The sequence below is a fragment of the Streptomyces sp. NPDC051211 genome (genome assembly GCF_040689505.1).
Lineage (GTDB): Bacteria > Actinomycetota > Actinomycetes > Streptomycetales > Streptomycetaceae > Streptomyces.
The window spans coordinates 59288-73172 of the sequence record NZ_JBFBAV010000016.1 but is presented as its reverse complement, the minus strand read 5'-3'; the positions used below and the strand labels follow the sequence as shown (position 1 = coordinate 73172).

The window sequence follows — 13885 nt, the reverse complement described above, 5'->3', positions numbered from 1 at the left end:
CAGTAGCGTTACCCGGCGGGGACGGTGAGTCACTGGCAGCGGGCAGCCGCTGCGTCAGGAGGCGGTTATGCGGGGCGGAACGGTCGCGGTGGTCGGCGGGAGCATCGCCGGCTGTGCCTTCGCCACGGCGGCGGCGCGGGCGGGGGCCGGCGAGGTCGTCGTGCTGGAGCGCACGCGGGGGCGGCTTGAGGACCGGGGTGTGGGCCTGTGCATCCACGACGAGCGGGCCGGCGAGCTCAGGGCGAGCGGGGCGCTGCCCGAGGGGATCGCGGCGCACCGGCTGGAGCGGCGCCGCTGGGTGGTCCGGGACGCCGCCGCGGAGGGCGGGCGGGTGATCTGGGAGCAGACGTTCCCGTTCCACTCCTACCACTGGGGCCTGCTGTGGCGCGGGTTGCGGGAGTCGGTCCCGGACTCGGTGGTCTACCGGCAGGGGGAGGCGGTGACGGGCGTCGCGGCGATCGCGACCGGGTCCGCGGGCGCCGGGGTGCGGCATGCGGACGCCGAGGTGCGGGCTGCCGGCGCCGAGGTGCGGCTCGCGGGCGCCGTGGTGCGGCCCGCCGGTGCCGAGGTGCGGCTCGCGGGCGGCTCCGTCGAGCGGTACGACCTGGTGATCGGCGCGGACGGGTACCGGTCGGTGGTGCGCGAGGCCGTCTGCCCGGAGTCCCGGCCCCACTACGCCGGATACGTGTGCTGGCGCGGGAACTTCGACGCGGCGCGGCTGGCGGAGCTCGGCGGCGGTGTGGACCCGGTGCCCGACGCGGTGACCACCGTCTGCTTCTCCGGCGGCACGTGCGTCATCTACCGGATCCCCGGGCCGGACGGGCCCCGGGTGAACTGGGTGCTGTACGCCCCGCCGCCGCGGGACGGAGGGCTGCGCTTCGATGACCCCACGAGCTTCCCGCCGGGTGGCCTGACCCCCGAACTGGCCGGGCACCTCCGCGCCCTGCTGGATCGCGAGTTCCCGGCGTACTGGGGGCGGGCACTCGCCCTGACGGACCCCGCGGACACCTTCGTCCAGCCCATCTACGACCTGGAGAGCCCGCGTACGGCCGCGGGCCGGCTGCTGCTCGCGGGGGACGCGGCCAGCGTCGTACGACCGCACAACACGAGCGGGGCCGCCAAGGCCCTCCAGGACGCCACCGCCCTCGCCGACGGCTGGCGGCGCTGCGACTCCTTCGAGGAGCTGGTGCTCGGCTACGAGGACGCCCGCGGCCCCGCCGGGCGGGAGCTGGTCGCGCTGGCCCGCCGGCTCGGCCGGGCCCAGGTCGAGCAGACTCCGGTCTGGGCGGACATGGACGGCCGCGGGATGGAGGCGTGGTGGCAGGGGCAACTCGCCGGCGCCCCGGGCATCGGGGGGCGGGCCATGGCTCCGTAGCGCAGGTCGAAGCCGTCGGGGCAGGGACGCGGGTGCGGGGCCCCGGGTCGAGGTGCCCGGGCCGGGGTCCGTGCGCAGCGGTACTGGGGCTCGTCCTCTAAGGTGACTCACCGGATGGCCCGTACCGTACGGGTCGGCAACGGCCTTGAGGACCGGTGGAGTTGGTGGAGTCTCTGCAGCCTGGTGATCCGCCGGAGATCGGGGGGTACCGCCTGCTGGCGCGGCTCGGCGCGGGAGGAATGGGCGAGGTGTTCCTCGCACGGACGGCATCCGGCCGGGCGCTGGCCCTGAAGACCGTGCACCGGGACCTGAGCCTGGAGCCGGGTTTCGCCGAACGGTTCGCCCGGGAGATACGCACCAACGACCGCGTGCGCTCCCCGTGGACGGTTTCGGTGGTGGACTTCAGCCCGCCGGGTGCTTCGCCGCAGTGGCTGGCGACGGAGTACATCGCCGCGCCCTCGCTGGGTGACTGGGTGCGCCGGTACGGACCGCTGACGGAACCGGCCGTACGGAGCCTGGCCCGGGAGCTGTCGGCCGCACTCGTCAGCGTACGCACGGCGGGGGTGGTCCACCGCGACATCAAGCCCGGCAACGTGCTGCTGGGCCCGGAACGGCCCTTCCTCATCGATTTCGGGATCGCCCGCGCCGTCCGCGACCCGCGCAGCACGCAGACGGGCGCGGTGATCGGCACGCCCGGCTACCTGGCGCCGGAACAGGCGACCGGCGCCGTGGCCGCGGAGCCGGCGGACGTGTTTTCCCTTGCCACGGTCCTGGTGTACGCGGCCACCGGCCGCAGCCCCTTCCTGGCACACGGCGAGGAGCTGAGCCTGCCGGCCCTCCTGTACCGGATCGTCCACGACGAGCCCCTTCTCGACGGGCTACCGGAATCACTTGTTCCGCTGGTGGAGGAGTGCCTGGTCAAAGACCCGGAGCTGCGCCCCACCGCCGAGGAGGTGCGGGCGCGGCTCGGGGCCGCCGAGGAGGAGGGCTGGAGCGGGGCGGTGCCTGCGGCCCTGGTGGCGGACGTCGGCCGCCGGGAGGCGGAACTCCGGCGCCTTCTGGCCGCATCGCAGCCGCCCCTTCTCCCCGCCGCGGGGATGGGCACGCCGCCGGCTCCTCCCCCGCAGGCGCCGGCCCTGCCCGTTTCCGCCGGGGCGGCGCCTCCGCCCTCCACGGCTCCCGGCACGCCGCTCCGCTCCCCCGCTGCCTCCGAGCCCCGGGGTGGGTGGGCGTCCCGTCGGCCGCAGGTGATCGGCGCGGCGGCCGGTGCCGCCGCCCTTGCCGCTGTCGTCACGCTCCTGATCCGACTTCCCGGAGACGGCGACGGGGGCGGTGGCGGTGACGCGGCCGGTTCCGGTTCCCCCGCCACCTCGTCCACCGTTTCGCCGTCCGGAGGGTCGCCTTCCGCGTCGTCGCTGCCGGCGTCGTGGGTCGGTACGTGGTCCGGCCTCGGGCCCGGGACTCCGGAGGCGGACGGCATCTCCCGGGCGAAGACGCGGGAGTTCGCCGTCACGTTCACGGTGCGCGCCGGGAAGGTGGGCGAGGTCGTCGGCAGCCAGAGCAGCGACCTCGAGGAGGTCTCCACCGGGCGGAACCTGGGCTGTACGGAAGCCCTCGAGCTGCGGCAGATCAGCGGGAACACCGCGGTGTTCGAGGCCGTGACCAGCCATCCCACCGACCGCGCGGCCACTTTCGACTGCCCTCGGAGCAACGTCTACGTGGTGACCATGGCGGAACCCGACCGGCTGACGCTCGAGTCGGAAGGAGCCCAGTCGGCGGGCGCTCCCGCGGCCCTGACCCGCGACCGCTGAGCCCACGGGCCGACCGTCCCCGTCAGCCACAGGACGTGGTTCGAAATCCCGAGCGAGGCCGGGCGGCGGCTTCGTAGGCTCGGTGCCGTGAACCACGGCACCGGGCCCGCCCTTCTCCTGCACCCGCCCCGCACCTCCACCGCAGAACTGCTCGCGCACGCGGCGGCTTGGCGCGGGTACGAGGTCATGGCCCACGCCGGGCAGGCGGAGGGCCGCCGTACGCACTGGTACGGCGGCCCGCTCGCCGCCGACCGGGTGGCCGGGCGGCTCGGCCTCGGCCTCCTCGAACCGTCCGACCACTGGCTGACCACGGTGCCGCAGGCCCTGACCGGGCGTGCCATCCGGCTGACGACCCTCGCACAGGCCCGGTCCCTGACGGAGCGCACCTTCGTGAAACCGCCCTCGGCGAAGATCGATGTCCTTCCCGCCGCGGTGTACGGGGACGGAAACCGGCTGCCGGCCACGCTCGACGGCTCCACTCCCGTACTGGTCAGCGGCGTGGTGGAGTTCGCCACCGAGTACCGGCTGTTCGTCCTCGACGGCGAGGTCGCCGCCGGCAGCCGCTATGCCGTACACGGGCGCCCCGACCCGGCGCCGCTCGACGCACGGGCCCACGGATTCGCCCGGGAGGTGCTGGACGCCACGGCGAAGGACCTGCCGAGCGCGGTCTGCGTCGACATCGGACGGCTCACCGGCGGCACATGGGCGGTCGTCGAAGCCAACATGCCCTGGTTCGCGCACTGCTACGCCGCCGAGCCGGACCGCGTCCTCGACGTGGTACTGCGCGCCGCCGGTCCGCATGCGCGCGTGAGCGACCGGGACATGCCGTTCCTCCGGGGCCGCCTCGACGGCTGAGGCCGAGGGGACCGGTGTCAGCGGGCGGTGGCCGTGGCGGCGTTGGCCGGGCGGAAGGCGGCCGCGTGCTCCTCGGCCCACTGCCCGAACGTCCGGGCCGGTCGGCCGGTGACCCGCGCGACGGTGTCCCGGACCCGCAGCAGCCCCTCGTTGACGTCCCCGCCGGTGACGTCGAGCACCGCGTCCGCCGCCTCGTCCCCCAGGAAGGCGGCCAGGCCCCGGTGTGCCTCCGCACGGTCGATCCCGACGAGCGGCACCTCCCGGCCCAGCACCGCGGCGACGGCCTCCAGTTGCTGCCGGGGCGTCACCCGCTCCGGTCCGGTCAGCGCGTACGTCTGCCCCCGGTGGCCCGGCTCGGTCAGGGCCACCCGGGCCACCGACGCGATGTCCGCGGGGTGGATCGCGGGCAGCCCGATGTCCGGGTACGGCACCCGGACCGGCCGGCCCGCGCCGATCTCCCCGGCCCACCAACGGGCGTTGGAGGCGAACTGGGTCGGCCGCAGTATCGTCCACGCCATGCCGCTGTCCTTGACCAGCCGCTCCACGGCGAGGTTCTCGCGGGCCGGCCCGAGATGCGGGTGGGTCTCGGCGGTGAGGGACGACACCAGCACCACGTGCTCCACGCCCGCCTGCCGGGCGGCACCCACGATCTCCTCATCGGCCCCCAAGCGCGAGATCAGGAACATCGCCCGCGCTCCCCGCAGGGCGGCCGGCAGCGAAGCCGGATCGGCGAGGTCCCCGGCGACTGCCTCGACCCCTTCGGGAAACCCGGCCCGGCCCGGGTTCCGGGCCAGCGCCCGAACCGCGCCGGCACCGATGCGCCCGCTCAACTCCTCCACCAGCGCGCTGCCGATGTTCCCGGTGGCTCCCGTCACGAGAATCACGACGGCTCCCTTCGTCGGTCCGATGATCAACAAGAGGGACGATAGGAGCTCAACCGGACTTGAGGTCAAGGCCGAAGGCGGGCGCCGGCCTCCCCCACTCGCCGGGCCGGTCACAGCCCGACGCGGCGCGCTGCTCGTACGTACGCCGTCACCCGGCTCGCTCGACGCTCCACCGCGGCAGGTGCTCGAAGAAGGTGACCGCCTCCTCGCGCCACCGCGGCCGCCAGCCGGCCGCCACCACGGACGCCTGCTCGGCGAAGCGCCGCATGTCCGCCTGCATCCTGGCCGTCACACCCCGGTTTTCGGCGATCTCCCGGACGGCGGCAATCGTCTCCGGGGTGCAGGCCGGGTCACCGAGCGCGGCTTCCACGACGGCGCGCTCCGTACCGCCGACGGCGGACAGCAGGGCGCTGACGGTGTAGCTGTGCTTGCCGTCGCGGATGTCGGTGCCGGTCGGTTTGCCCATGGTGTCGGCGTCGCCGAACAGGTCCAGGTAGTCGTCGCGCATCTGCCCGCAGATGCCCACCAGCCGCGCATAGCGGCGCAGTTCCTGCTCGAAGAGCGCCGGCTGTTCGCCTGCCGCCAGGAGCCCGAGCTGCATGGGCGCGAGGAGGGAGTAGCGGGCGGACTTGTAGTCGGCCACGCAGTGCAGGACGTCCTCGTCGGGCGCGGTGCTGGTGAAGTCGCGCTCCAGGTCGATGATCTGGCCCACGAAGGTGTCGGCTGCCGTCCGCGTCTGCACGTCGACCATGGCGTGCCGCACGGCGGGCGGCAGTTCGGCGTCCAGGAGCACCCGCAGGGACAGGGCCAGCGCCAGATCGCCGGCGAGGACGGTGAGTCCGAGCGCGGCCTGCGGGTGGTCGGGGAACTGCTTGCGGTAGGCGTAGTAGGTGGAGGGGCCGCCCCGGCGGGTGGGGCTGTCGTCGATGAGGTCGTCGTGCACCAGGCCGTGCGTCTGGAGCAGTTCGATGCTCAGCGCCGCGGCGTCCAGCCCCTCGACCGGCTCGTCGGTCACCAGTCGGGCCGCCTCGTGGAGAAGGACGACGCGCATCCGCTTGCCGCCCCGCAAGGACAGGTCCCGCAGCAGCCGAAGGCAGTCCGGGGTGAAGCGGCTGTGCGGCGGGACATCGAGCGTGGTGCTCAACGTGTCGAAGTACTCCTCGAAGAGCGCGTTGAAGCGGCGCTCGTAGTCGGCGACACGATTCGGCACCTGCTCGGTCATCACGGGTTTCTCCTGCTCGGGACGGGTTACACGCTCACGGACGCGCGCAGCGGTCAAGGGAGGATGCCACGGAGGAGGTGAGCGGCAGTCGGCGGGCCGCAGTCATCGGCCACACGGCCTCGTCGGCGAACGGGCCTGACAGACCCGGCCGATGTGGCGGAAGTCACGCTGCCCGCGTGACGCCAGTCACTTCCTGTGACTTCTGCGCATGAGCCCGGAGGGGCGGGGCAGTCGCGGCTGCATCCCCCTTCCGCGGAGCAGCTGCGGAGGGCGCACCACCGGAGGTACAGCCCGCCGTGTCAGAGCAACAGACCCTTCACATCGCCGGGACCTGGCGGTCCGCGGCAGCGGGCACGAGCCGGGAGGTACTCGATCCTGCCGATGCGACGGTCCTCGCCGTGGTCGCGGAGGGCGGCGTCGCCGATGCGGATGCCGCAGTCGCCGCCGCGCGGTCCGCGTTCGACGGCGGGCCGTGGCCGCGTACGCCCGTCGCCGAGCGCGTGGCGCTGCTGCGCCGTACGGCCGACCTGCTCGAGCGGGACCGGGAGCGCATCGCCCTGGTGGAGAGCCGCGACACCGGCAAGACGCTGGAGGAAGGCCGGATCGACGTCGACTGCGTCGCCGCGGCCTTCCGCTACTACGCCGGCCTCGCCGCCGCCGAGAGCGCCGGCCGGGTCGTGGACGCCGGCTCCCCCGACGTGCACAGCATCGTCGTGCACGAGCCGGTCGGTGTGTGCGCCCTGATCACGCCGTGGAATTATCCGCTGCTTCAGGCCAGCTGGAAGGTGGCGCCGGCGCTCGCAGCGGGCAACACCTTCGTGCTCAAGCCGAGTGAGATCACCCCGTTGTCCACGGTGGTGCTCGTCGAACTGCTGCAGGAGGCGGGTCTCCCGGACGGGGTCGCCAACCTCGTGACCGGTGCCGGTGACCCGGTGGGCGCCCGGCTCGCCGAGCATCCCGGGGTGGACCTGGTGTCCTTCACCGGCGGGCTGGCCAGCGGTACGAAGGTCGCGCACGCCGCCGCCGACACGGTCAAGAAGGTCGCCCTGGAACTGGGCGGCAAGAACCCGAACGTCGTCTTCGCCGACGCCTGTGCCACGCCGGAGGGCTTCGACACCGCCGTCGACCAGGCCCTGAACGCCGCCTTCCTGCACAGCGGGCAGGTCTGCTCGGCCGGCTCCCGGCTGATCGTCGAGGAATCGGTGCGGGACCGGTTCGTCGCGGAGCTGGCGCGCCGCGCCGACCGCATCCGCCTGGGCCGCGGCACCGACCCGGGTGTGGAGTGCGGGCCGCTGGTCTCCGCAGCCCAGCGGGAGCGCACCGAGGCGTACGTCGCCTCCGCCCTGGCCGAGGGCGCCGTACTGCGGGCCGGCGGCGAACGCCCCCGCGACACGGGCCCCACCGGGTTCTTCTACCGGCCGACCGTCCTCGACGCCTGCGTCCGCACCATGCGGGTGGTCCGGGAGGAGGTCTTCGGCCCGGTCCTGACCGTGGAGACCTTCCGCACCGAGGAGGAGGCGGTGGCCCTCGCCAACGACACCGAGTTCGGCCTCGCCGGCGCGGTGTGGACGGCCGACCAGGGCCGGGCCCGGCGCGTCGCCGACCGGCTCCGCCACGGCACCGTCTGGATCAACGACTTCCACCCGTACCTGCCGCAGGCGGAGTGGGGCGGCTTCGGCAAGTCCGGCGTCGGGCGGGAGCTCGGCCCGACCGGCCTCGCCGAGTACCGCGAGAGCAAGCACGTCTACCAGAACCTCGCCCCGCGCCCCGTGCGCTGGTTCGCGGGCTGAAGGGAAACACCGTCATGACCACGCACACGTACGACTACGTCATCGTCGGCGGCGGCACCGCCGGTTCGGTGATCGCCTCACGGCTGACGGAAGACCCGGATGTGACCGTCGCCGTCATCGAGGGCGGCCCGAGCGACGTGGACCGGCCCGAGGTACTGACCCTGCGCCGCTGGATGGGCCTGCTCGGCGGCGAGCTCGACTACGACTACCCGACCACCGAGCAGCCGCGCGGCAACTCGCACATCCGGCACAGCCGGGCCCGGGTGCTGGGCGGCTGCTCCTCGCACAACACCCTGATCTCCTTCAAGCCGCTGCCGTCCGACTGGGACGAGTGGTCCGAGGCCGGGGCCGAAGGCTGGCACTCGGCGGCCATGGACCCGTACTTCGACAAGCTGCTCAACCACATCGTGCCGGTGGCCGAGGAGGACCGGAACGCGATCGCCCGGGACTTCGTCGACTCCGCCCACACCGCACTCGGTGTGCCCGTCGTCGAGGGCTTCAACCGCAAGCCGTTCCACGAGGGCGTCGGGTTCTTCGACCTCGCCTACCACCCGGAGACCAACAAACGGTCCTCCGCCTCGGTCGCCTATCTGCACCCGGTCATGGACGTGCGGCCGAACCTGACGCTGCTGCTGGAAACCTGGGCCTGCCGACTGGAGCTGGAGGGCGGCCGGGCCCGCGGCGTGCACGTCCGGGCCGCGGACGGCACCGAGTCGCTGCTGACCGCGCGCCGCGAGGTCGTGGTGTGCGCGGGTGCCGTGGACACCCCGCGGCTGCTGCTGCACTCCGGCATCGGGCCGCGGGAGCAGCTGACCGACCTGGGCATACCGGCCGTCCACGACCTGCCGGGCGTCGGGGAGAACCTCCTCGACCACCCCGAGTCGGTGATCGTCTGGGAGACGGACGGGCCCATCCCGGAGAACTCCGCGATGGACAGCGACGCCGGCCTGTTCGTGCGCCGGGACCCCGGATCTGCGGGCCCGGACCTGATGTTCCACTTCTACCAGGTGCCGTTCACCGACAACCCGCAGCGGATCGGCTACGAACGCCCCGCCCACGGCGTGTCGATGACCCCCAACATCCCCAAGCCCCGCAGCCGCGGCCGGCTGTACCTGACCAGCGCCGACCCCGAAGTGAAGCCGGCCCTGGACTTCCGGTACTTCACCGACCCGGAGGACTACGACGCCCGCACCCTCGTCGACGGCATCCGGATCGCCCGCTCCATCGCGGCGACGCCGCCGCTGTCCGGCTGGCTGGGACGCGAGGTGTGCCCGGGCCCGGAGATCACCGGGGACGAGGAGCTGAGCGCGTACGCCCGTTCCGTCGCCCACACCGTCTACCACCCGGCCGGCACCTGCCGGATGGGTGCGGCCGACGACCCCGGAGCGGTGGTCGGGCCGGATCTGCGGATCCGGGGCCTGGAGGGCATCCGGATCGCCGATGCCTCGGTCTTCCCGACCATGCCCGCCGTCAATCCGATGATCGGGGTGCTGATGGTCGGCGAGAAGGCCGCCGAACTGCTCCGCGCCGAACCGCTGCGAGGTGAGAAGCGATGAACGCCAGCAACACCGACGCCACCACCGCCGTCGAAACCGACACCGCCACCACCACCGCCACCACCGGGGACCGTCCCCCCGTGTTCGCCGTGGAGGGCCTCTGGAAGGTCTTCGGTCCGCGGGCCGCCGCCGCCAAGGTTCCCGGCTCCCCCGACGCCGACCTGTCCGCTGCCGAACTGCGCGAGCGCACCGGCTGCACGGCCGCCGTGCGGGACGTCGGGTTCGAAGTCCGCCAGGGCGAGGTGTTCGTGGTCATGGGCCTGTCCGGCTCCGGCAAGTCCACGCTGGTGCGCTGCCTGACCCGGTTGATCGAACCCACCGCCGGCCGGCTCGCCATCGACGGCGAGGACGTGCTCGCCATGGACGCGGCCCGGCTGCGGGAGATGCGCCGCCGCCGGGTCGCCATGGTGTTCCAGCACTTCGGCCTGCTGCCGCACCGCACCGTGCTCGACAACGTTGCCTACGGTCTGGAGATCCAGGGCGTGGGCCGCGCCGAGCGGCGTGCCAAGGCCGGGGAACTCCTCGACAAGGTGGGCCTGGAGGGCCTCGGGGAGCGCCGTCCGGGGCAGCTCTCCGGCGGTCAGCAGCAGCGGGTCGGGCTGGCCCGCGCGCTGGCGGCCGACCCCGAAGTCCTGTTGTTCGACGAGCCGTTCAGTGCCCTCGACCCGCTGATCCGCCGGGAGATGCAGGAGGAGGTGGAGCGGCTGCACCACGAGGAGGGCCGGACCATGGTCTTCATCACCCACGACCTGACGGAGGCGCTCCGCCTCGGCGACCGGATCGCTCTGATGCGGGACGGCAGGATCGTGCAGCTGGGCACGCCCGAGGAGATCGTCGGCTCCCCCGCCGACGCCTACGTACGCGACTTCGTCCGGGACGTACAGCGCGAGCAGGTGATGACGGTCCGCAGCGCGATGCGTCCGGCGGCGGCCGGGGAAGCCGACCGGGGCCCGGCGCTGGCCCCGTCGGCCACCGTCGTCGAGGGGATCGAGGCGGTGGCGCGGAACGGCGGCCCGGCACGGGTCGTGGACGGCGGCGGCCGCTGCCTGGGCATCGTCGACGACGCCGGGCTGCTGGCGGTGGTCGCCGGCGTCCCCTCCCGCCGTACGTCAGAGGAGGCGGTCGCGTGAACGGCGTGACGTGTCAGCACGGACCCGCCGGCGCCGCGGTCGCGGCCGCGGCGACCGGCCGAGGGCGGTGGTGCGGATGACCGCCGCTCCCTCACCCGTACGTCCCCCGGCGCCGCGCGGCGGCGGCGGGACGCGGCCCGGGGTGCCCGGGCCCCGTCGCCCGGGCCGGTCGGCCGGGGCGGCCGAGGCCGGCGGCCGTCCGGCGGAGGACGGCAGAGCCGCCCGGGGCCGCCGCGTCGTCCGCCGGGCCCTGCCCCCGGCCGTCGCCGCGGCCGCCCTGGGGGTGCTCGCCGTGCTGTACCCGGGCTCGGGCAGCTGGCCGGGCGCGCTGGCCGTGGACCTGTCGGGGCCGCTCGGCCGGGCCGGCGACTGGATCGTCGACCACCGGGACAGCCACCCCGTCTTCCTCTACTTCTTCGGGCACGTCAGCAATGTCGTGGTGGTGTCCGTGCGTGCCGTGTACACCCTGCTGCTGGCTGCCGGGTGGTCCGGTGTGGTCGCGCTGGCCGGGTTGCTCGCGTGGCGGCTGTCCGGGGTCCGGCTCGCCCTGACCTCCACGGCCGCGCTGGCCGTCTGCGGGCTGCTCGGCATGTGGGTGCCCACCATGCAGACGCTGGCGCTGATGGTCGTGGCCGTTCTCGCCTCCGTGCTGGTGGGCGGGTTGCTCGGGCTGGCGGCCGGCCTGTCGCCGCGCGCCGACCGGGCGCTGCAGCCGGTGCTGCAGACGATGCAGATCCTGCCCGCGTTCGCGTACCTGCTGCCGATGGTGCTGGTGTTCGGCATCGGGGTGCCCGCCGCGGTCCTGGCGACCGTCGTGTACGCGGCGCCGCCGATGGCCAGGCTGACGGCGCTCGGCCTGCGCGAGGCGGACGCCGGGGTGATGGAGGCCGCCGCGTCCCTCGGTACGACCGGGCGGCAGCGGCTGCTGACGGCCCGGCTGCCGCTGGCCCGCCCCCAGATCCTGCTGGGTGTCAACCAGGCGATCATGATGGGTCTGTCGATGGCGGTGATCGCGTCCGTGATCGGCGCGGGCGGCCTCGGCGACCGGGTGTACCAGGCGCTGGCGTCGGTCGATGTCGGTGCGGCCCTGGCGGCCGGCGTCCCGATCGTGCTGCTGGCCGTGGTGATGGACCGTACGGCGCATGCGGCGGGTGTCCGGCTGGCTTCCCCGCCGGACGCCTCCGCACAGCGGCCGTTCCTGCTCCGGGTGTTCGACGGCTGGTACGGGCGGGTGCTGACCGTGCTCGCGGCCGCTGCCGTGGCGGTGGCGGGCCGGATGTTCGGGGCCGCGCAGTGGCCGGAGTCCTGGACGGTGTCCCCGGCCGAGCCCGTGAACCGGGCCGTGGCCTGGATGACGGACCACCTGTATTCCGGTGTGCCGGTGGTCGGCGGTACCGCCGAGTGGGCCGCGGGCTTCACCGGCTGGGTGCTCGATCCGTTGCGGTCCGGTCTTCAGGGGCTGCCGTGGTGGCTGCTCCTGCTGCTGGTCGGCGCCGTCGGGCTGCTGGCCGGCACCTGGCGGACCGCGCTGACCGCGGTGCTGGCGCTGGCCGCGACCGGTGTCCTCGGGGTGTGGGAGCCGTCCTTGGACACGCTGTCGCAGGTGCTGGCCTCGGTGGCGGTGACGCTGGCGCTGGGCTTCGCGGTGGCGGTGGGCGCGGCCGGCAGCGAGCGTGCGGGGCGGCTGCTGCGTCCGGTGCTGGACGTGTGCCAGACCATGCCGCAGTTCGTGTACCTGATTCCGGTCGTCGCCCTGTTCGGCGTGGGCCGGGCCCCGGCTGCCGCCGCGGCCGTCGTGTACGCCGTGCCGGCCGTCGTACGGATCACCGCGCAGGGGCTGCGCGAGGTCGATCCGGCGGTGGTGGAGTCGGCGCGGTCGCTGGGCGCGACCCGATCGCAGCTGCTGTGGCAGGTCCGGATGCCGCTCGCCCGTCCGGCGCTTCTGCTGGCCGTCAACCAGGCCGTGGTGCTGGTGCTGGCCGTGGTCGTCATCGGCGGTCTGGTCGGCGGTGGCGCCCTCGGCTACGACGTGGTCGTCGGCCTCGCGAAGGGCGAACTGGCCACCGGTCTGGTGGCGGGGGCCGCGATCGTCTGTCTGGGCGTGATGCTCGACCGAATCACCCAGCCGGCGAAGGGAGTCCGGGCATGATGCACACATCCGAACGCCGAGGGCGGCGGGGCGCGTTCGGCGCGCCCGCCGCGACCGCCGCCGTTCTGGCCGTACTGACCGTGCTGACCGGCTGCGGTGCCGCGGACATGACCAAGCAGTCCTCGCCGTACGCCGCGGCGCAGGGCGCGAAGACGGTCACCCTGTCCGTGCAGTCCTGGGTCGGCGCGCAGTCCAACACGGCTGTTGCCGCATACCTGTTGGAGCACGAGCTGGGCTACCGCGTGGACACCGTGCAGGTGGACGAGGTGCCGGCATGGGATGCGCTCAGCCAGGGCCGGATCGACGCGATCATGGAGGACTGGGGTCACCCCGAGCAGGAGAAGCGGTACGTCGACGACAAGAAGACCGTGGTCCGCGGCGGTGAACTCGGGCTGACCGGCCACATCGGCTGGTTCGTGCCCACGTACTTCGCCGAGCAGCACCCGGACGTGACGGACTGGAAGAACCTCGACAAGTACGCCGACCGGCTGGGCACGGCGGAGAGCCGCGGGAAGGGGCAGCTGCTGGACGGCTCCCCGTCGTACGTGACGAACGACAAGGCCCTGGTGAAGAACCTCGGCCTGGACTTCGAGGTGGTGTTCGCGGGCTCCGAGGCGGCCCAGATCACCCAGATCAAGCAGTTCACGAAGGAGCGGAAGCCGTTCCTGACGTACTGGTACCAGCCCCAGTGGCTGTTCCGGCAGGTGCCGATGACGGAGGTGAAGCTGCCCGAGTGGAAGGAGGGCTGCGACGCCGACCCCGAGAAGGTGGCCTGCGCCTATCCGCACACTCCGCTGCAGAAGTTCCTCAACGCCGATTTCGCGGCCAAGGGCGGGAAGGCGGCGTCGTTCCTGAAGAAGTTCCGCTGGACGGCGGAGGATCAGAACGAGGTCGCCCTGATGATCGCGGAGGAGAAGCTCTCGCCCGAGGAGGCGGCCCGCAGGTGGGTCGAGCGGAACGAGGAGGTCTGGCGCGCCTGGACCCGGTGACGGGGCCGGGGCCCGGGGGCACGGCGCCCGCCGGGGGGCCGGCGAGCGCCGCGCCCCCGGTCGGAGGTGCGCCGTGCCCCCCCCGGTCGGGGGTGCGCGCCGGGCCCCCGGTCGGTGCGCGCCC

At 73.8% G+C, this 13885-nt stretch carries 10 protein-coding genes; 8 read left to right on the top strand and 2 right to left on the bottom strand.

Annotated features, from left to right (window positions below; translation table 11 throughout):
- Positions 1 to 67 precede the first annotated feature (67 nt).
- The 3 genes from AB0447_RS18040 (at position 68) to AB0447_RS18030 (ending at position 4041) form a co-directional block, all read left to right on the top strand.
- Positions 68 to 1375 carry an FAD-dependent monooxygenase gene (locus AB0447_RS18040; RefSeq protein ID WP_366477652.1) on the top strand — a complete coding sequence of 436 codons (1308 nt, stop codon included), beginning with the start codon at positions 68 to 70 and terminating at the stop codon, positions 1373 to 1375.
- 164 nt (positions 1376 to 1539) lie between these two features.
- Positions 1540 to 3186 carry a serine/threonine-protein kinase gene (locus tag AB0447_RS18035; RefSeq protein WP_366477744.1) on the top strand — a complete coding sequence of 549 codons (1647 nt, stop codon included), beginning with the start codon at positions 1540 to 1542 and terminating at the stop codon, positions 3184 to 3186.
- 87 nt (positions 3187 to 3273) lie between these two features.
- Entirely contained in the window at positions 3274 to 4041 is a 768-nt protein-coding gene (locus AB0447_RS18030; protein WP_366477651.1) for an ATP-grasp domain-containing protein, read from the top strand.
- Between the two features lie 17 nt (positions 4042 to 4058).
- On the opposite strand, the gene AB0447_RS18025 is transcribed toward AB0447_RS18030, so the two are convergent.
- The gene (locus AB0447_RS18025; protein WP_366477650.1) at positions 4059 to 4925 is read right to left on the bottom strand and encodes an NAD(P)H-binding protein; all 867 of its coding nucleotides are present in this window, start codon (positions 4923 to 4925) and stop codon (positions 4059 to 4061) included.
- Positions 4926 to 5073: 148 nt separating this feature from the next.
- Positions 5074 to 6147: a polyprenyl synthetase family protein gene (locus AB0447_RS18020; protein ID WP_366477649.1), complete on the bottom strand. Its 1074-nt coding sequence runs from the start codon at positions 6145 to 6147 to the stop codon at positions 5074 to 5076.
- A 296-nt stretch (positions 6148 to 6443) separates the two neighbouring features.
- Here AB0447_RS18020 and AB0447_RS18015 point away from each other — a divergent pair, with 296 nt between their 5' ends.
- From AB0447_RS18015 to AB0447_RS17995, 5 genes are all read left to right on the top strand, one after another.
- A complete protein-coding gene (locus tag AB0447_RS18015) occupies positions 6444 to 7937 on the top strand; it encodes an aldehyde dehydrogenase family protein (protein WP_366477648.1) in 1494 nt (497 codons plus the stop codon).
- 14 nt (positions 7938 to 7951) lie between these two features.
- The gene (locus tag AB0447_RS18010; RefSeq protein ID WP_366477647.1) at positions 7952 to 9493 is read left to right on the top strand and encodes a GMC oxidoreductase; all 1542 of its coding nucleotides are present in this window, start codon (positions 7952 to 7954) and stop codon (positions 9491 to 9493) included.
- Positions 9490 to 10623, top strand: coding sequence for a glycine betaine/L-proline ABC transporter ATP-binding protein (locus tag AB0447_RS18005; protein ID WP_366477646.1), 1134 nt, complete (start codon positions 9490 to 9492; stop codon positions 10621 to 10623). The genes AB0447_RS18010 and AB0447_RS18005 overlap by 4 nt, the downstream gene beginning before the upstream one ends.
- A gap of 250 nt (positions 10624 to 10873) precedes the next feature.
- Entirely contained in the window at positions 10874 to 12772 is a 1899-nt protein-coding gene (locus tag AB0447_RS18000; protein ID WP_366477743.1) for an ABC transporter permease subunit, read from the top strand.
- Between the two features lie 107 nt (positions 12773 to 12879).
- Complete coding sequence (locus tag AB0447_RS17995; RefSeq protein WP_366477742.1) at positions 12880 to 13761, top strand: ABC transporter substrate-binding protein; 882 nt, start codon at positions 12880 to 12882, stop codon at positions 13759 to 13761.
- Positions 13762 to 13885: the final 124 nt, after the last annotated feature.

Excerpts from the sequence above, each read along its gene's own strand:
- AB0447_RS18040 (WP_366477652.1), top strand. The coding sequence starts at position 68 with ATGCGGGGCGGAACGGTCGCGGTGGTCGGCGGGAGCATCGCCGGCTGT.
- AB0447_RS18020 (WP_366477649.1), bottom strand. The coding sequence starts at position 6,147 with ATGACCGAGCAGGTGCCGAATCGTGTCGCCGACTACGAGCGCCGCTTC.
- AB0447_RS18010 (WP_366477647.1), top strand. The coding sequence starts at position 7,952 with ATGACCACGCACACGTACGACTACGTCATCGTCGGCGGCGGCACCGCC.
- AB0447_RS18005 (WP_366477646.1), top strand. The coding sequence starts at position 9,490 with ATGAACGCCAGCAACACCGACGCCACCACCGCCGTCGAAACCGACACC.
- AB0447_RS17995 (WP_366477742.1), top strand. The coding sequence starts at position 12,880 with ATGACCAAGCAGTCCTCGCCGTACGCCGCGGCGCAGGGCGCGAAGACG.